We start from the raw sequence: 18864 nt of genomic DNA, 5'->3' as shown, positions 1-18864 counted from the left end.
CAGGCACGATCACCATTTACTGATTACAGTGAATGCCTACTGATTCTAGTGAATGTTTGCTGATTACAGTGAATGTGGCAGGAAGCACTGATTACAGTGAACAGGAGGGCACGATGTCACTTTTGCGGGAAAAGTGACACTCGTGGAGGTAACTACTGATTACAGTGAACGTGTTATTCAGTCATCAAACTCGATGTCATCCAGCGCATCAATACTCTCAAGATTGCCGATGCCATCAAGTTTAGGGGTTCTGCTGTGTATGATGAAAAACACCGAGCGTCCACGTTTGACTTCTGAGTAGTCCAGATAGCCAATCTCTTTCAATTGCTCCATCGCACGGCGTACCACATGGTTCTGGGTTGTGGTTTTAGAACCAAGATTTAGCCGCATACGCAGCCTGGCAAGCGAAATAGGCGCTGGGTTGGTCGGTAAGCTTTCCAGGAAGGTATAGAGCGCCTGAGCAGACTCCTTGCGCTTTAAGCGCGAGATCGCTCGCAGTTGAAGCAAGACTTTATGGTCAAAATTATAAAGCTCAAACAACTTAGGATCGGCTTGAATCTGTACCAGATCCTTTTCACGATCGTAATAAGCCGATTGCACCAGGTGAGTGTGATACGCTTTACCATTCCCTTCAAAAGAGAGGGTATTGGTCGCAATCCGCCGTAGGGAAGCATCCAGCCGTTTACGTAGCGCAGCTGAAGAGTTCGCTGAAGGGATACCACACATCTTCACGAATTCAATAAAAGGCAACGTGACAGTGTCCCCTTTTGAAGGGTAGCGCGAGAATGACTGAATGATCCCAGCCCAGGTTTTAAAGTCATTATCCATGTCCAGACGGGCACCTGTGATCGTGATCTTTTCATAACCTTCAGCTTTGACCAAAGAGAGGTTTTTAAGCTCTTTGGTCGCATCCGTCGAGGCCATGGCCCCGGATTTACCGCGTGCGGTGGACTTTAACGTGGGAACAAACAGCCCCAAACGCATTAAAGCGACTGGCTGAACCGTATTATTCTTGTTGGGTTGCAGCTGAATAACTTCGCCACTGTTTTTCGTTACGGACAGAAAAGGCTCAAGCAAGGCATTGTTTTCCATATCTTTATCTGTCATAGCCCAGGATCTTCGTTTATGTGGATAAAAAGGATCAGTTGCTGACTACAGTGAACATTAACACTGATTACAGTGAACATACTACTGTTTATAGTGAATAAAACACTGATTACAGTGAACTCTTTACTGATTATAGTGAACGCGATCACCCTTTGAGCCCTTGGTGGGTGCGGCCTGCGACGATCGGGGATCTCTTTGGATCTCTATATGATCTCTCTATTGATCATCTTTAAGGATCTAACCTCTGTATAAGTGGATAACTGCCTGTCACCCCATGAAATCCACGATCCACGCATCCAAACTGCATCCGTTCTCAAAATGAAAGCAACTTGGTTATTATTATTCATTTTTCATCAATAAGTGCGCGGCGTATGGTAGAAGCACTTCCTGACATAGATGAGATGAGAGCTACCATGACCGAATATGCGATTTCTCGTAATCCAGCCACTGGCGAAATTATTGCGCGTTACCCAATGCAAAACGCCGCTGAACTTGAACAATCTCTGGCAACCAGTGCTAATGCATTTGCAGCATGGCGTCACAGCGCCATGTCTACCCGTGTGACAGTATTGCGTCAACTGGGTGAACAACTCCGTCAGCGAGAAGCAGAGCTGACACGCAGCATTACTTTAGAAATGGGCAAACCTGTTGCTCAAGCGCGTGCAGAAGTTCTGAAATGTGCCAACCTCTGTGACTGGTATGCTGAACACGGCCCAGCCATGCTGGCAGACCAACCCACACAAGTGCCGGATGCATGGCAAACATTTCGTCCTGTAGGACCGATCCTTGCCGTTATGCCATGGAATTTCCCGCTCTGGCAGGTGCTACGCGGCGCGGTCAGTATGATCCTTGCAGGAAATACCTATGTGCTGAAACATGCGCCAAACGTCATGGGCAGTGCCACACTGATGGCCGATCTGTTTACCGCAACCGATCTTCCGGCGGGTGGCTTTACTTTGATCAACGTAGACAATGACGGTGTTTCTGTTGCCATCAAAGATCCTCGTATCGCAGCCGTCGCCGTAACCGGAAGTGTAAGAGCAGGGGCAGCAATAGCCTCACAAGCCGGTGCAGCACTGAAAAAGACCGTACTCGAACTGGGAGGCGCAGATCCCTTTATTGTGCTGGCTGATGCCGATCTCGATGAAGCAGTGAAATCCGCTGTTATCGGACGCTATCAAAACTCTGGTCAGGTCTGTATGGCTGCAAAACGCTTTATTATCGAAGCACCGATTGCTGCAGAATTTGAAGCTCGCTTCACCGCCGCCGTTAAGGCACTGAAAGTAGGCGATCCTCTGGATGAGAGCAATTACATTGGTCCAATGGCTCGTGAAGATCTTCGTGAAGAGTTGCACAACCAGGTAAAACAGACCCTCAAAGAAGGGGCACGTCTGGTACTGGGTGGTGAAAAGATCGAGGGCGCAGGGAACTACTATGCACCGACGATCCTCGCAGATGTGACGTCTACCATGACGGCATTCACTCAGGAGCTGTTTGGACCGGTAGCCGCAATTTCGGTTGCACGGGATCCTGAACACGCACTGGAACTGGCTAACGACAGCGAATTTGGATTAAGCGCTACGGTCTGGACTGCCAACGACACCATCGCTAACGACATGAGCCAACGGTTAGAAACCGGTGCGGTGTTTATCAATGGCAACGGTGCTTCTGATCCACGCGTTACCATCGGTGGTGTTAAAAAGAGCGGTTATGGTCGTGAATTATCACACTTTGGCGTTCATGAGTTCTGTAATATTCAGACCGTATGGAAAAACCGCCGCTAACAGGCCTTACTGGGCCGATGGAAGATAAGCTGGGGGTGAGGGTGACTTTATACCGGATAATGGCTTCAGCACGCGCTGAGGCCCGTAACTGGCTAACAGCGCCGAGCGATCCCCTTTAATCATCTCTTCTGTCACCAAACGGCTCAGAATGGGTGCCAACGTCATGCCACTATGCGTGACAAGTAAATAGGTGCGCTGCAGTGGGGTCAGGTAACCCACTGCAGGTAAGCCATCAGACGGTAACGCGCGCTGTCCCGTCTCAATTTGCTCTATCCTTGCGCCCTCAGTATTGATAAACAGCCGACGTAACCGACGTAAAAACTCCTTACCGATTAAGCCATCAAGCGCTGGTGAGCGTGCAGGATCAGTATGATCATCGAGGTCTAATGCCTGCAACAGAAGGCGACCGCCGCCATCAGGCCGTATATTGAGTTCAGGCGTAATAATATTGCTGTTGATCTGCAAGGGGAGTGCAGATGTTCGTGCCAACAGACTACAGGCTCTTTTTCCACCCTGATTCGAATTGACCAGGTCCAACTGCCAGCCAAGCTGAGCGCTTAACTCAGGGGACCAACGGCCCGTCGCAATCACCACCTGATCCCCCTCCCAGAACTCACCGCTCGCCAGGGTTAATTTTGCTGCATGAGCAGACTCTTCAATTGAGACAACTTCACTCTTCTCGCGGAAAAGGGTCGGCGTAGAGCGGATATCGGCTAACAGGCGGGCGATAAATAAACTGGGGTAGAGCAAACATTCAGTGGGAAAATACCATCCTTTGCGAATCCGGGGATCAAGGCGTAGCTCAGGAAATTGTGCCAGCAAGGCTTTACGTTGCACAGCACAGGCCGTATAGCCTTGTGTATTGAGCTGCTCAGCCCGTTGTTCCAGTTGCGCCTGAATGCCTTCATCGGTTGCCCACTCCCATGTTCCGGTTTCCAGCAGCCACGGTGTCGAAGTGGAAGCGTCTCGCTGAAGGCGCTTATGTTCATCAATGCCTGCCACATTGAGCTGATGATAACTTTGCGGGGTTTTGCCATTCGAATTGATCCAGGCAAAACTGGTTTGACTGGTGCCGCTCCCGGCGGTGTTTTGTTCAAACACAGTCACTTTTGCTCCACTGAACGCCAGTGAGCGCGCCAGAGAAAGCCCTAAAACACCGGCTCCAATCACTGCTATCCGTTGTGCCATCTGCAACACCTCATCATGTGAAAATTGCCTCTACCGTCATGAAGCATCGTACCACCTCCCGGGGACATGCAACTTAGAGGGGTCATAGGGATAATTGATGACCTTATGCAACATACAAATATAGAAGGTCAGGGCACCATGTGTAATTTCATCGAAAATAAACTGTGAAGAATACGTTTTGTTATTTTTTCACTGCCCTAATTTGTTCAAAATCAGGATTTCATTTTTCCTTCAGCTTTATGTAAGGGAAAAGAAAATCCCGTGTTGCTGATGAATTTTCTCTGTGACCTTTTGTCTTCAGGAGGGAATAATCGCACGCTGATATGGCAAGCTAATACAGAATCTGACTCTGGTTTTTTTCTGTCGCTTACCCGGCGATGCAGCGGCCAAACGGGTATTTAAATACGGACAGGCATTAAGAATTCAATGAATCGCAACCTCATCGCGCTACTGCTTTTTCTCGGGTCGGCTGCCTGTCATGCAGACGACCTCACTATTAACGATATTCAGTTCGAAGGACTTCAGCGTGTTACGCCTGGTGCTGCACTGTTGAGCATGCCAGTCAAAGAGGGGGAAACCGTCTCGGATGATGATATCCGTCAGACGATCCGTGCACTGTTTGCCACTGGCAATTTTGAAGATGTGCAGATCCTGCGTGACGGCAACCGACTGATTGTGAAGGTAAAAGAGCGTCCTACGATCGCCAGTATCACCTTTGCTGGTAATAAGGCGATTAAAGACGATCAGCTGAAACAAAACCTCGATGCTTCCGGTGTGACGGTAGGCAGTGCCCTCGATCGCACCATGATTGCCTCGATGGAAAAGGGGCTCCAGGACTTTTACTACAGCGTAGGCAAATACTCCGCCACGGTGAAAGCCGTTGTGACACCTTTGCCACGCAATCGTGTTGATCTGAAATTTGTCTTTGTTGAAGGGCTTTCCGCGCAGATTCAACAAATTAACATTGTGGGTAATCAGGCCTTTAGCAGCGACGAACTGCTGTCGCAATTCCAGCTCCGTGACCAGGTTCCGTGGTGGAACTTTATTGCTGACCGTAAATACCAGAAGCAGAAGCTGAGCGGCGATTTGGAAAGCCTGCGCAGTTACTATCTTGATCGCGGTTACGCACGTTTCAACCTTGATTCCACCCAGGTCAGCATGACGCCAGACCGGAAAGGGCTGTACATCACCCTGAACATCACTGAAGGGGCGAAGTACACCATTGCCAGCGAAGAGATCAACGGAAATATGGCCGGGCACTCCACTGAAATTGAGCGTCTGGCCGCCATTCCTGTGGGGTCGTTGTATAACGGTAAACTGATCACCCAGAAAGAAGATGCGATTAAGCAGCTGCTTGGACGCTACGGCTACGCTTTCCCTCAGGTTTCTACCCAGCCTGAAATCGACGATGGCAACAAAACCGTCAAACTGCATATCAATGTAGATGCCGGGCACCGTTATTCCGTGCGTAAAATCATCTTTGAAGGAAACGACACCAGTAAAGATGAGGTGTTACGCCGCGAGATGCGCCAGATGGAAGGCGGATGGCTGGCCAGTGACAAAGTGGATCAAGGTAAAGAACGCCTGAATCGCACCGGCTATTTCGAAAATGTGGACGTAGAGACTCAGCCTGTGGCCGGTTCGCCAGATCAGGTGGATGTGGTTTACAAAGTGAAAGAGCGCAACACCGGGACATTTAACATCGGTGTTGGCTTTGGTACCGACAGCGGTGTCAGTTTCCAGTTGGGGGTTTCCCAGGACAACTGGTTAGGTACCGGAAACACGGTAAGTTTCAGTGGTACACGTAATGATTATCAAACCTACGTTGAAGTTGCGGCGACGGACCCCTATTTCACCGTAGACGGTGTTAGCCTTGGCGGGAAAGTCTTCTACAACAAGTACAGCGCAGAAGATAATGATTTGTCGGAATATAACCTGCAAAGTCTTGGCTTTGGCAGCAATCTGAGCTTCCCGATCAGTGAAAACAACAGCGTAAACCTTGGGCTGGATTATGTCTTCAACCGCGTCACAGACATGTCTCCACAGGTCGCTATGTGGCGTTACCTGAAGTCGCAAGGGGTTAATCCTGCGGTGGGTACTGGCACTAGCGATGAGTCCATGTCGGCTAATGATGTGTTCGCCAGCATTGGATGGGGTTATAACTCACTGGACCGCGGATTCTTCCCGACCTCTGGTGTGTCTGCTAACTTCACCACCAAAGTAACCGTGCCAGGTTCGACCAACAGTTACTATAAATCCACGGCTTCTGCTAATGGCTATTTACCGCTCAACAGCAGTCATAGCTGGGTATTAATGGGACGTGCGAAAGCGGGCTTTGCGGATGGTCTGGGCGGTAAAGAAGTGCCATTCTATGACAACTTCTATGCCGGTGGCTCAAGTTCAGTTCGTGGTTTTGAAAGTAATACCATTGGTCCGAAAGCGGCTTACTACAAATGCAACGGCACAGAAAGTAGCTACGGTGCGTGTCCGGTCAGTACCTCGGATGATGCGGTGGGTGGTAATGCGATGGCATTGCTGAGCGCAGAATTGATTGTGCCGACACCGTTTGTCAGCGAGCGTTATGCTAACTCACTGCGTACCTCATTCTTTGTTGATAGCGGTACCGTATGGGATACCGGCTGGAAGAACACAGCGGCAACGATTGCCGCAGGTATACCTGACTACGGCACACCACGCCTGCGCGTTTCCAGCGGTGTAGCACTGCAATGGCAGTCACCCCTTGGCCCACTGGTCTTCTCGTATGCTGTGCCTATCAAGAAATACAGTGGTGATAAGTCAGAACAGTTCCAGTTTAATATCGGTAAAACGTTCTGATCGGCGTGAATAAAATCATGCAGAGCCAGACAGTACCTTTACATAAACTTTTACTGAGCAGAACAGAAAAAGGGAAAGTAGTGGCGTAATATAAAATTGTGCAATGTTCAGGGAATGAAGGTTCGCAAAACATCCGTTATTATGCGTTTTAATGGCCATCTTTTATAGATGGCCTTTTTTTATTTCAGGGCACTGTCGTCAGCGGGCGGAAAATAATCTGTTCACTCCGTTTAACCTGGCAGTTCAAGTACCATCACCGCTAATGTATCGCTATCAAGTGCGCGGAAAATGTGCGGAATATCCCCTGGATAGCAAATATAGTCACCCGGATTCAGTTCAACAGCAGATTCCTCCGGCCCTACCAACGCACGTCCCTGGGTCACAATAATATGCTCCACCGTGCCTGGCGTGTGGGGATGTGAACAGCGCTGTGAACCGGGTTGTGCCGTCAGCAGATAGATATCTCGCCGGGCACCCGGTGGACAGGTTGCCAGCAGCGTTGCCTGATAATTCGCGTGTTCTGCATTGACAGCCGGACCTTCTCCACGGCGGATCACCTGCATGCGTTTCGATTCCGGCTCCATCAAACGCGCAAAGGGGATGTTCAGCGCTACGCATAGCGCCCACAGCGTCTCAATGCTGGGATTACCATTACCGGATTCCAACTGAGAGAGTGTCGATTTGGCAATGCCCGCCCGGCGCGCGACTTCCGCCAGCGATAAACCAGCACGCTGGCGCTCTCGTACCAGCCCCTGAGAAATCAGGTGGATCGGTGGGGTCACAATAGCTCCTGTTATTTTATATCGAACGAAACGTTCGACTTGTAAAACGGTATCTCAGTGTTCATTATAATGGAATCTGTGTTCATTATGAGACGAAATTGTGATGTCTGAACGGCGTATCCCCCTCAGTCGGGATGTGATCAAGGCTATTCTTCTGGTGTGCATCGCCGATGCGATTGTTGGGCTCTCCTATGGTTCATTGGCTGCTGCGGATGGGTTTCCGCTGTGGGTGCCGATTGCATTGTCTACTCTGGTCCTGGCTGGGGCGTCTGAATTTCTGTTTATTGGGATCGTGGCCGGTGGGGGAAGCCCCTTTACCGCGGCAGCGGCTGGCTTACTGGTGAACGCGCGACATCTTCCTTTCGGCATTGCCGTGCGCGAACTGCCTGGCAGAGGGTGGCGTGGATTGCTGGGGTGCCACATTATGAACGATGAAAGTGTGGTCTTTGGCATTTCTCAACCTACGCGGGAAAAACGTATTGCAGCATATTGGCTATGTGGTTTAGGGATTGCGCTGATCTGGCCCCTTAGCGTGGTGGGCGGGGCATTAATCGGTCAGTTTATCCCGGACATTAAAGCTATCGGCCTTGATGCGGTATTTCCTGCAATCCTGATTGCGTTGATCTTTCCCGCGCTACGCCAGCGTCGAACCCGGATCCCTGCGGGCAGCGGTGCATTGCTCTCCCTGCTGGCGGTGCCTTTCGTCCCGACAGGCTTGCCGGTGCTGTTCTCATTACTTGGTTTGCTGGCCTGGCGGGACAGGAAATGACACATAACGGATTAATGATCGCAGGCATTCTCCTGCTGGCCGTTGGCACTTATCTGATTCGCTTTACCGGTTTTCGGCTGGGAAATCGTCTCACAATGTCGGAAAAGGCACGGGGTATGCTTTCAGACGCCGCAACGGTGCTGTTACTGTCCGTTGCCGCCACCTCTGCCTTATACGAAGGGACGCATTTTGCCGGATTAGCCCGCGTCGCAGGTGTCCTGTTTGCTGTGTTTCTTGCCTGGCGGAAAGTGCCGCTGATTTTTATTATTGTGGGTGCAGCCTGCATGACGGCGATTTTGCGCTATGTTGGTGTCAGTTAAGACGGTGCTTAACTGAAGCTAACCAAAGGAAGCTGGGTCATGGTCATAAATTGCGTGCTGTATCGCGAAGGTAAGCGGCAGGAAAAGGTTGAAATTGCAGACATCAGTGAAGCACTCAAGGACGATAACGCGTTTATCTGGCTGGGGTTATATCAACCCGAGCCAGAATTTATGCAGCAACTGCAACAGGAGTTTCATCTGCATGAACTGGCTATAGAAGACACGCTCACTGCCCACCAGCGGCCTAAAGTGGAACAATATGGTCAATCACTGTTCATCGCGGTGAATACGGCTCATCTCTCCGATCAGGATGAGATCGTGTTTGGCGAAACACACTTTTTTGTCGGTAAAAATTTCCTTATTTCTGTGCGTCATGGTCCTTCAGAGAGCTATGCTTCGATACGTGAAAAAGCGGAGAAAAATGTCGATATGCTGCGCGAGGGGCCGGGATATGCGCTGTACTGCATTCTCGATTTTATCGTGGATAATTATGGCAATATCATTAATTCGCTCAGCAAACGCATTACCGACATGGAAGATAATATGTTCAGCACGGAGTTTAACCGACATACCGTGGAACAGGTGTATCGTCTGCGGCGTGAACTCCTGACCCTGCGTAATGCCGCCATGCCCGTGCCTGAAATGTGCCAACAACTGGTGCGCTTTCATGAGGACTTGATCCCTAAATGCCTGCGTGCGTATCTGCGAGATGTTCAGGATCATGCGCACCATGTCACCATTAATGCGGAAGATATGCGCGAAATGTTGACCAGCGCAATGCAGGTTAACCTGGCGCTGGTGTCCGTTCAGCAAAGCGAGATCAATAAAAAGCTGGCGGGGTGGGGTGCCATTCTGATCGTCCCCACCATTTTGTTTAGCATGTACGGCATGAACTTTAGCGATATGCCGGAGCTAAAGCTGCGCTTTGGTTATCCGGCGGTAGTAGGATTGACCGCTATCGTCTGCTTTGGTATTTATCGCAAACTCAAACGGTCTGGCTGGTTATAGCTACCAGCTGATTCGCACGCCAACACTTCCACCATCATCTCTACGGTGTTGGCTGTCCAGATCGCTCATATGGCTGAAACTGGCATAAATGCGGGTCTCTTCGCTGATGCGCGCAGCGATACCTACAGCCAGTTGCAGTGCGGTATTTTCTTGCTGGTTGCGAATCACATCCTCACCCAGTGTGACCTCTCCGCTATGTTGAAATGTATGCCAGACATTTGCCTGTAGCCAGGGTTCAACAACACCATAGTTTGCGGCAAGACGCGCGCCGACTCGTCCACTGTAGCGTTTTCCAGAGCCCCAGTTTACTGTGGCAATACCATCATTGAGGGTATCCAGTGCCGCATGTTGAGCAATCATCTGCGCTTGTGGCTCAATGGACCAGTGTTCACTCACCGGCAATGGCCATCCCATTTCAACCGAGGCGGTGAGCATGTGCCCGTGAATATCACCTCCCAGTCCACGCACTGAATCCAGGGAGCCATCTAGCCAGCTCCATGCCGCGATAGCGTCGATATAGGCTCGATTTTCCAGCAGATGCGTCCAGTAACCACCGAAACTATTGGCGTTTAGCCTGAGCGAGCCAGCCTGTTGGTTCTTGAAGCCTAAGATCATGCCGTTAGCGTCCCCCCGAGCTGATGAGTAGCTATAAAACACGCCAGCACGATTTTCTGGCCCATTGCTGCTGTGTGATGACCAGAGATCTTGTCCTATCTGGAAGGTTGCAAGATTGCCCTCAAAACCCGGTGCGGCGTCACCAGACCACTGTTGTTGGTGGTGCTGAGCCTCAACGCGGCTCCAGGTTGCGGGCATATCGTTGTCCTGTGACAGCAGACGCTGCGATCCCTGACGCTGATGGAAAGTCCCAACGGTAAATATGCCAAGATCCAACGCGACGGGCATCAACGCTGAATAGAGCGGGGTTTCCGGGCGATAGAGTGGGACGGGGTCAGAGCCGGGCTGTGCTGCCGGTAACGTCGGGCTGCCGGGAGCGGCTTGCGGAATGGCTACCACGGGTTGCGGCTCATCCGGCGGAAGGGTTGGGTTCTCTGATGGAGGAGAAGATGGGTTGGTTAAGGCTGGCGCAATCAATTGGTTGCGCAGATACCAGTTTTCCTCACTTCCGGGCGTCACTCCCCCGCGAAACAAGACATACTCATAGGCACCGGCGGAAACGGAACCTCCCGCAAGATTAAATGCGCCAGTACGCGTCGTGGCATTGTTGATGGCGCTAATCAGCTCAATGCCATTTCCTGCGGTGTAAGCACCCGGGCCGTTAATATTGGAGAGTTGGATCTCGGTGGTACCGCTGGCCTCACCGCCTGAAATAATGAAGCGGTCGGTGGGGGAATTTTCATCGCCGAGTTTCGTCTGTAGCTTGAGCACCGCGTTATCGCCAATGTAGTCACCATAAACCGTCAGAGTGTCTGCTGTACTGGTGCCGCCATCGGTGAGATCGAGTGTTCCGGCGGAATGCAGTGTCACCCTTTGACCTGCGTTATAAGGCTTAATCTGGCTATCCCCCGATTCACCGCCATACAACAGACTTTGATTATCAATATTGATTGTTCCGGTCTGCGTGGTGGCATCCCCCAGGACCAGAGGAGAACTCAAAAAGAGCGCGGCGTGATTTTGCAGATTAATGGTTTCCCATTGAGTGAAGCGCGCAGGATTATCCGCGATAGCGTTATCCAGCGTCAGCGTATCATTACCACTGCCGCCATCCAGCTGTGGCGTACTGGCCAGGGTGTTGAGGGATAAATCGCGTAACGTCGCGCGGTCATTATCATTGCCCATCAGAATTGCGCCTTGAATTACCCCACCTTGCTGCCAGAGAAAGCTATCATTGCCGCTGCTCATCAGGATTTGGCCTTTGATATTTCCACCGGTTACTGTGACGCTATCTGTACCGCCACTGACGCTGATGTTGCCGCCAATCGTACCCTCCGTGACCGTGATGGTATCATTGCCAAACCCAGTGACCAGGTTTCCGACAATCTGCCCTCCTGTGAGCGTAAAGATATTGTTATCCAGCTTCATATCAACGCGGCCGATTGAGCCACCACTCATCGTTGCTACATCACCGTCGATAAATGCCCCGGTTATGGTTCCTCCGGTCATGGTGAAGGTATCGCGATTATCCCCCTGCGCCAGTGAACCCAGCGTTCCACCGTGCATCACGAAATCATCGATTCCGCTGCCCTGAGCAAGGTTACCCGTAATGTTACCGCCATTAATTACCGCGCTGTCGTCACCACTGCCTTGATCAAGGTTGCCATTAATCTGGCCTCCATCCATCACAAACCTATCAGCCCCCGCACCAAATTTAACCGTAGTCGTACCCGCACCGGTCAATGTGCCGGTATTAATCAGCAGATTGTTACCGCTTCCATTAAAGGTTATGGCCGGTCCTGCGGTGGCGGATATCGTGCCGCTATTTATCACCGTATTATTTCCTTGCCGAAATGTGATACCGCTGAGACGGCCGCTAATGGTGCCCGCGTTTGCAACCGTACTTCCATCCGCTAGCGATACGGCATTACCGCTGTTCACGGTAAGTCCACTGTTGGGTTGAACAGTCAGATTATTATTACTGGCACCGGTCGGACTGATGACTGAAACAGGATCGGGATTGGGTACGTCCCCATTACAGATAACACTGCCGCCAGATACAGGTGTGTGATCGTTACAGGCTGCGAAGGCTATATTGGGCAAGATAAAAAAGAGGGTTATTGTCGCCAGGCACTTGAGCTGGCGGAGTAGATACGCATTCAATGGTCTGTGCATGGCTTTCCCCAGAAACAGTGATGTTTTTATAGGTTGTAAATTAAGGGCTAGTCCAGGTATGTGATTATTTCGTTAAGGGATGAATGGCTTTGTGATGCAGGTTAAATAATTCCTGATGTTTACTAAAAAGCAGTCGCTTTTGAAACGATCTGCGAGGTGTAAATCAATAAACAAGGGCATATCACCCTTGCTTATTGATTAAAGCGCGCGTCGAAAGGCGTTTCGTGTTAACAGAAAACAGGCTAACGGCAGCGGAAGGGTGAACAGCAAAAGCAGCCACATCAATACGTAGACGGCATCGACGCCATCGTTTTGCAGGTTGTTGTACAGCTGAACCGGGATCCCTTGTGGGAAATAGGAAAAAATCATCACGATGCCGAATTCTCCCATCGCCCGAACCCATGCCAGCACGGTAGCGGCTGCCAACCCTGGTGCTGCAACCGGGATCGCCAGCCGCCAGAACCGTTGCCATGAGGAAGCGCCTAACATCATGCCTGCTTCCAGAATGGGCGTTGGTACAGTGGCAAAAGCGGAACGCGCACTGATGACAAACCAGGGCAGCGCGCCATACCACTGAGCCATCACAAACGACGCCGGATTGTTCACCAGGGTGACGCCAACCCGTTGTAGCAACTCGCCAGCCGGGCTATAGGGCCCCCACGCAGAGACCAGTAAAATCCCCAGGGCGAGCGGGGGGGTCAGCATCGGGATCAAGACCAGCACCTCGACGATTACCCGTATTTTACCGCTAGATTGGGAGAGCCACCACGCCAGCGGCAGGCCGCTGGCAATGATCAAGAGCAGCGCAATCCCCCCCAACCCAAGTGATGTGGCGATGGCGTGGCTATCACCCCATGCCAGTTGAAAGTGCTGCCACTGCGTGATGCCAATCAAGGTTAAAAAAGGCAACAGCAGCAACAGTAAAGCGGGCAGGGATAACCAAAGCGCTGCTGAAGATTTTTTTTTCATACTTAGTACAGCGCACCGCCTTTAGGTGCCGCATAACCGTTCTGCTGATAGAGTTGCTGACCGGTTTTACTCAGCATGAAATCAACAAATGCCTGGCCTGCCTGTGTACCGTGTGGGGCATTTTTTAAGACCGCTGCATAGTAAACCAGTGGCTGAGTGTGCAGGGTTTTACTTTCACCCTTGCTGTCTTTCACGGCAAAGCTCACGGTGTCATACCATTTCTTTGCCTGATCCGGGTTACTTAAATTGATCTCATCGGGTAAAGCGACATAGGGCAGATGCGCCGATTTCACTTCACTCTCATAGCCTGCCGCTGCATCCACCTGGCCGCTTTCCAGGCGGGTGAGTAATCCACCTTCCAGGTTCACCTGAGCCGGGTTCTGTACGCCGCCAAGGATTTTCTCTGCAATACCCGGCTGGTGATAATATTTTTCCGCCAGCAACAGGGTAAAGATGATGTTTTGACCTTTAGGATCATTGATTGGGTCAGTGCGGCCAAAGCGCAGGCCCGGCGTCGAGAGCACTTTCAGCCAGCTGTCATTACTGCCACTTGCAGCAGCAAACTGTTGAGCGTATTGGCTTTTAGGGCTCCACGCGACGACCATACTGGTGCTGGCGACCGGAACGGCGTTGTCGATCAAACCGGCATCTTTCAGAATTTGCATAGGTCCTGGGGTAATCGAGACAAACACATCCGCCGTAATCTTTTTGCTCGCCAGTAAACGCGCCATGCCATAAGCGCCCTGGCCCTGGCCTTCATAGTGTCCTTCGTTGGCTTTGGCAAATGCAGGGCCGAGGCTCTGATCCATGACCTTGCCCATTGAACCGGCATAGGTGACACGAATATCTGTTGCGGCCTGTACCGACAATGTTGCACCGATCCCCGCTAAACATAATGCGGCAGCGACTAAGCTTTTTTTCATTCCATTATTCTCTTGTAGGGAAATAATCTGCCCGATCATCGCAGCCGTGGCTTAAACCTTATAGCAACAACTGCTTCGGGCCAAAATGCGTATCAGGCGAGAATACGCTTCGCCCAGTCAGCGATATCATCGCCACTGCCGATGTCAGGTTGCACCAGGCCATTAATCATAAAGGTCGGTGACACATGGATCCCGTTCTGACGCGAATACTTGCTGTGCCATTTGATTTCATTCTGCAACCCGGCCGCTTTAAATGCTTCTCGTGCATCTACGCCACTGTACTGTGCAAGACGGTCGATAAGCTGATTTGGCGTGACGTCCATATTCGGGCCATGGCTATGATCGGTAAATTCAAATTCTTCGCGGTGGTCGGCAACAGCCTGCATCACTTGCTTTGCAGCCTCTTTTCCTGCGGGCAGTGTTGATGCTGCCAGGATATATCGCACAATCACCCCTGAATACATATGCCAGGGCTGTGACTGCAGGCGGATCTTCAACGTCATCTTCTCTTCGCCCACAAGTTGCAGGAGATCGGAAAATTTGTTGAAGGCGCGCACAGAAAAAGGACAAGTAGGTTCAAGAAATACCTCGAAAACCTGAGAACCATGACCCCATACCAGTGGGTCAGCGTGTAGTGGTGTATTCTGAGACATCGGCTTTCCTTGTAAACGTAATTGGGTGATTGCGGCAACAAGTGTATCAGTCAGCGGATTCTTGATTTATGTGACTCATAACTTGGTTGAAATCGGTAAGTGAAGCTATAATGTAACCGTTATCACAACACAATGATTGCGTTTCATCTTCTCTATTTTGCCATTATGTCGAGGTCAGTTTTGCTTTCGGATCTTTCATGGAGAGCTCTCCATCCCCTCATCAACCAAACGATTGCGGATATGCTGAACGAGCAGCAAACGGTTGATGTGCGCTCGCTGCGAAGCCGGTTGCACCAGCTCGCCGAAACTGAAAGCGACGAACTGATGGTGTTGTGTTACTGGCAAGCCAGTAAAGTCCTGCAACGTTTGCCTGCGACCGTCAGCGGTGAACAACTCATGCAGGCAGCAAGGCATGCGTTTCGTTCACCCTTAAATCATGAGCTGGATTGAGACGGTGGTAAACGCAGTTGCACTTCCAGACCTCCTTCCGCACGATTATGTAAACTCAATTTTCCTGCCATCTGTGCGCTGAGCTGAGCTGCAATCGCCAGGCCGAGCCCGGTTCCGCCCGTCTCGCGATTGCGGGAGGATTCACCACGATAGAAGGGTTGAAGCACCGCTTCAAGTTCCTGCTCTGGAATGCCCGGACCGTGATCAGCCACGCTGATCAACGCCTCTCCCGTCGCAGGTAAATGTAGCGTGACCTGAGCAACCTCGCCAAATTTCAATGCGTTATCAATAAGGTTGGTCATGATCCGACGCAGTGCCTGGGGTTGCAGCATAAAGGGATGATCGGTGCCATTTACTGAGAATGTCACTGGGTGCCCGACATCGGCATAATCGCAGCATAAAACATCAACAAAGGCGGTGATGCTCATCCACTGACGCGGTTCTTCCAGTGTCTGCGAAGCGCGTGCCAGAGCGATACCTTCACGCACCAGCCGAGTCATATTATCCAGGTCTTCGACCAATTTATCGCGCAGTGCCGGTTGTTCTGCCATCTCGACGCGCAACTTCATGCGCGTTATTGGCGTTTGAAGATCGTGCGAGATCGCGGCCAGGATCTGCGCGCGCTCTTTGAGATAGTTATCAATGCGCAGCTGCATGGCATTAAAAGCAGCGGTTGCCTGCATCACTTCTTCTGGCCCGTGATTATTCAGCGTTACCTTTGATTGGGTGCCGGGTTCCAGCGAATTGACCGCGTCGGTAAAGCGGGTAAACGGTTTCACCACCTGGCGTACTGCAAACCAGCTACAGGTGAGCAATAAAGCCAGTTGGATAAGCACGGTGATCGGCAACCACCATGCTATCGCGGGCATTTTCGGCCAGAGATCCACCGTCAGCGGTGTGCCATCATGCAACTGTACATGTGCCTGGATATGAGGACGGTCGCCAGGTAATGAGACAATATTCAGCGGATAGTGGCCGCCCAGTGTCTGTTGTAAGGAACGTACTGCTGGGCGTGTGCGCCAACTGTCCGGCCACTCGCCATTCTCGCCTGCATTGAGTTGATAGCTATAGTTACTCCGCGCCAGCTTTTTTAGCCACTGTGGACGTTCGGTCGCCGGGAGGCGGTCAAGAATGGCGACGCTGGTAGCAACATCATATTCCAGGTTACTCATCATCACTTTACGTGCGCTGCCCATTCGCTCATACAGCAGCAGTGACAGCGTTAGCGCATTGGCCAGCAATAAACCCAGGACGGTCATGACGATCAGGCGGTAGAGCAGGGATCTTGGCCAGAGCGTGAGTTTCATTGCGATGTCTCTTGCACTTTGACCGGCATCGCTAACACGTAGCCTTCGCTGCGCACGGTTTTAATACAGGCGGGTTCACGGGCATCATCACCGAGGCGTTGACGTAACCGGCTGACCAACAAATCGATTGAACGCTCAAAGAGTTCAGCATCTCTTCCCTGCGTCAGATTGAGTAACTGGTCACGGGACAGCACCCGCTGCGGGTGATCGAGAAACACCTGCAACAACCGGTACTCCGCACCACTCAGCGCCACAACGGTACCGGCATGGTCCAGCAGATGGCGCGCAGTCGTATCAAGTTGCCAGTCGCCGAAGCTAATCACCCGGTTTGGCGCAGTGATTTGCAGATTTGGGGGGAGTGCGCGGGTTCGCCGTAAAATCGCTTTAATACGGGCCAGAAGTTCCCGTGCGACAAACGGCTTAACCAGATAATCATCCGCGCCCATTTCCAGCCCGAGAATACGGTCGCTGTCTTCATTTCGCGCGGTAAGCATCAGAATGGGCAAATTCTGTTGAGTGTCGTTACGTAGCTGTCGGCAGAGTGTCAGTCCATCATCACCTGGCATCATGATGTCCAGCACCACCAGGTCAATATGGCTGTTACCCAACACGGCACGCATCTCTTTCCCATTTGCCGCACCAGTGGCGCGATAGCCTGACTTAATCAGATATTCCGTGACCAGCTCGCGTATATCACGATCGTCATCCACCACCAGAATATGGTCAACGTGTTCCATTGCTCAACTCCTTGAATAAGAGGGCGGCAACATGGATTGCTGCCCGCTCAGCACTATAACGCTAATTAAAGATGACTGGCATCTACAACCGCTTTAATAAAGTCGGTGGGATCTTCTGCCGGTGGGTTATGGCCAATATTTCCTTGTAGCGTTCGGTGTTGGTATTTGCCCACGAATTTTGCGCGGTAGCTGGCCGGTGCAGGATGTGGTGCTCCATTATCATCCCCTTCAAGGGTAATCGTCGGCACGGTGATGGGTGGAAACGCTGCTAACTTCTGCTCATATTGTTGATACTGGGGTTCTCCCTGTTCCAGACCTAAACGCCAGCGATAATTACTGATAGTAATCGCGACCTGATCTGGGTTATCCAGGGCTTTTGCTGCCTGATTAAAGGTTTGATCGCTAAACTTCCAACCCGGAGAGGCTTGTTGCCAGATTAATTTGGCGAAATCATGGGTATGCTGCGCGTAACCTTCACGACCACGCTCAGTGGCAAAATAGAACTGATACCACCACTGTAATTCCGCCTGAGGCGGGAGGGGTTGTTTACCGGCTTGCTGGCTGCCAATTAAATAGCCGCTGACGGAAACCAGCGCATTCACCCGCTCTGGCCAGAGAGCCGCCACGATATCCGCGGTGCGTGCACCCCAGTCAAATCCGGCAAATACCGCTTTTTGAATGTGTAACGCATCCATCAGCGAGACCATATCGCGGGCCATTGCCGAAGGTTGCCCGTTGCGCGGCGTGTCGGCAGAAAGGAAGCGCGTAGAACCGTAACCGCGTAAATAAGGCACAATAACCCGATAACCTTGTGCGGCGAGTTGTGGGGCAACCTTTTCATAGCTATGAATGTCATAAGGCCAGCCATGCAACAGAAAGACCGCAGGGCCATTACGCGGGCCAATATCCACGTAGCCAACATTCAGCACACCGGCATGAATCTGTTTGACGTTATCGAAAGGGTTAGTGTCCGCGGCATGAGCCATTGACGCGAACCCAGCACAGCAAGCCAGTGCTAAGCTGATTGCGCGCGGTGAAATAAATTTAGGTAATCCAGTCATCGTCAGTCCCCTGTACGTTAATCATCTAATCGACCGGTGACATAACATCACGCCAGTGTAGCGGGAATGTGTTCAAAACGACGGCTTGTTGCAGGATTGTGTATGTCAGGGCGAACCAGATACAGTGTGATACAAAATAAGTCCGTATGTGTCTTCTCAGCGCGGATTCTGTTAAGACGCCAGG

General features: G+C 51.3%; 16 protein-coding genes. 6 read left to right on the top strand and 10 right to left on the bottom strand.

Features of this window, described 5'->3' with window-relative positions; genetic code table 11:
- Positions 1–177: 177 nt before the first annotated feature.
- The gene (locus F3J40_RS19580; RefSeq protein ID WP_026042734.1) at positions 178–1107 is read right to left on the bottom strand and encodes a RepB family plasmid replication initiator protein; all 930 of its coding nucleotides are present in this window, start codon (positions 1105–1107) and stop codon (positions 178–180) included.
- Positions 1108–1520: 413 nt separating this feature from the next.
- Here F3J40_RS19580 and F3J40_RS19575 point away from each other — a divergent pair, with 413 nt between their 5' ends.
- Entirely contained in the window at positions 1521–2891 is a 1371-nt protein-coding gene (locus F3J40_RS19575) for an aldehyde dehydrogenase family protein (protein WP_167017310.1), read from the top strand.
- A gap of 6 nt (positions 2892–2897) precedes the next feature.
- On the opposite strand, the gene F3J40_RS19570 is transcribed toward F3J40_RS19575, so the two are convergent.
- Entirely contained in the window at positions 2898–4079 is a 1182-nt protein-coding gene (locus F3J40_RS19570; protein ID WP_167017308.1) for an NAD(P)/FAD-dependent oxidoreductase, read from the bottom strand.
- Between the two features lie 426 nt (positions 4080–4505).
- On the opposite strand from F3J40_RS19570, the gene bamA reads away from it, so the two are divergent.
- On the top strand, positions 4506–6914 hold the full coding sequence (bamA, locus tag F3J40_RS19565) for an outer membrane protein assembly factor BamA (protein WP_167017306.1): 2409 nt from the start codon (positions 4506–4508) through the stop codon (positions 6912–6914).
- Between the two features lie 230 nt (positions 6915–7144).
- Here bamA and F3J40_RS19560 read toward each other — a convergent pair whose 3' ends face one another.
- Positions 7145–7696 carry a helix-turn-helix domain-containing protein gene (locus tag F3J40_RS19560; protein ID WP_167017304.1) on the bottom strand — a complete coding sequence of 184 codons (552 nt, stop codon included), beginning with the start codon at positions 7694–7696 and terminating at the stop codon, positions 7145–7147.
- Positions 7697–7799: 103 nt separating this feature from the next.
- On the opposite strand from F3J40_RS19560, the gene F3J40_RS19555 reads away from it, so the two are divergent.
- From F3J40_RS19555 to corA, 3 genes are read left to right on the top strand one after another with little or no spacing between them, the layout of a single operon-like run.
- Positions 7800–8465 carry an AzlC family ABC transporter permease gene (locus tag F3J40_RS19555; protein ID WP_167017302.1) on the top strand — a complete coding sequence of 222 codons (666 nt, stop codon included), beginning with the start codon at positions 7800–7802 and terminating at the stop codon, positions 8463–8465.
- Positions 8462–8785: an AzlD domain-containing protein gene (locus F3J40_RS19550; RefSeq protein ID WP_167017300.1), complete on the top strand. Its 324-nt coding sequence runs from the start codon at positions 8462–8464 to the stop codon at positions 8783–8785. Before F3J40_RS19555 ends, F3J40_RS19550 begins: the two co-directional genes overlap by 4 nt.
- A gap of 39 nt (positions 8786–8824) precedes the next feature.
- Entirely contained in the window at positions 8825–9793 is a 969-nt protein-coding gene (gene corA, locus F3J40_RS19545; protein ID WP_167017298.1) for a magnesium/cobalt transporter CorA, read from the top strand.
- On the opposite strand, the gene F3J40_RS19540 is transcribed toward corA, so the two are convergent.
- The 4 genes from F3J40_RS19540 to F3J40_RS19525 all read right to left on the bottom strand — a co-directional run bounded on the left by F3J40_RS19540 (position 9794) and on the right by F3J40_RS19525 (position 15125).
- Positions 9794–12346 (bottom strand): autotransporter family protein, encoded by a 2553-nt coding sequence (locus F3J40_RS19540; protein ID WP_167017296.1) that lies wholly within the window; start codon positions 12344–12346, stop codon positions 9794–9796.
- A gap of 432 nt (positions 12347–12778) precedes the next feature.
- The gene (locus tag F3J40_RS19535; protein WP_167017294.1) at positions 12779–13549 is read right to left on the bottom strand and encodes a molybdate ABC transporter permease subunit; all 771 of its coding nucleotides are present in this window, start codon (positions 13547–13549) and stop codon (positions 12779–12781) included.
- A gap of 2 nt (positions 13550–13551) precedes the next feature.
- Complete coding sequence (locus tag F3J40_RS19530) at positions 13552–14472, bottom strand: extracellular solute-binding protein (RefSeq protein ID WP_167017292.1); 921 nt, start codon at positions 14470–14472, stop codon at positions 13552–13554.
- Positions 14473–14564: 92 nt separating this feature from the next.
- Positions 14565–15125, bottom strand: coding sequence for a DsbA family protein (locus tag F3J40_RS19525; protein ID WP_167017290.1), 561 nt, complete (start codon positions 15123–15125; stop codon positions 14565–14567).
- Between the two features lie 240 nt (positions 15126–15365).
- On the opposite strand from F3J40_RS19525, the gene F3J40_RS19520 reads away from it, so the two are divergent.
- Positions 15366–15575, top strand: a complete 210-nt coding sequence (locus F3J40_RS19520; protein WP_369410957.1) for a hypothetical protein — start codon at positions 15366–15368, stop codon at positions 15573–15575.
- Here F3J40_RS19520 and F3J40_RS19515 read toward each other — a convergent pair.
- From F3J40_RS19515 to F3J40_RS19505, 3 genes are all read right to left on the bottom strand, one after another.
- Positions 15560–16882: a sensor histidine kinase gene (locus tag F3J40_RS19515; protein ID WP_167017288.1), complete on the bottom strand. Its 1323-nt coding sequence runs from the start codon at positions 16880–16882 to the stop codon at positions 15560–15562. The two genes, F3J40_RS19520 and F3J40_RS19515, sit on opposite strands and share 16 nt — an antisense overlap.
- The gene (locus F3J40_RS19510; RefSeq protein WP_167017286.1) at positions 16879–17619 is read right to left on the bottom strand and encodes a response regulator; all 741 of its coding nucleotides are present in this window, start codon (positions 17617–17619) and stop codon (positions 16879–16881) included. The genes F3J40_RS19515 and F3J40_RS19510 overlap by 4 nt, the downstream gene beginning before the upstream one ends.
- 65 nt (positions 17620–17684) lie before the next feature.
- The gene (locus F3J40_RS19505; RefSeq protein ID WP_370659869.1) at positions 17685–18605 is read right to left on the bottom strand and encodes an alpha/beta fold hydrolase; all 921 of its coding nucleotides are present in this window, start codon (positions 18603–18605) and stop codon (positions 17685–17687) included.
- Between the last annotated feature and the right edge of the window lie 259 nt (positions 18606–18864).

The organism is Candidatus Pantoea multigeneris (assembly GCF_011752615.1).
GTDB lineage: Bacteria > Pseudomonadota > Gammaproteobacteria > Enterobacterales > Enterobacteriaceae > Pantoea > Pantoea multigeneris.
The sequence above is the reverse complement of the archived record's forward strand: the minus strand, read 5'-3'. Positions and strand labels throughout refer to the sequence as shown.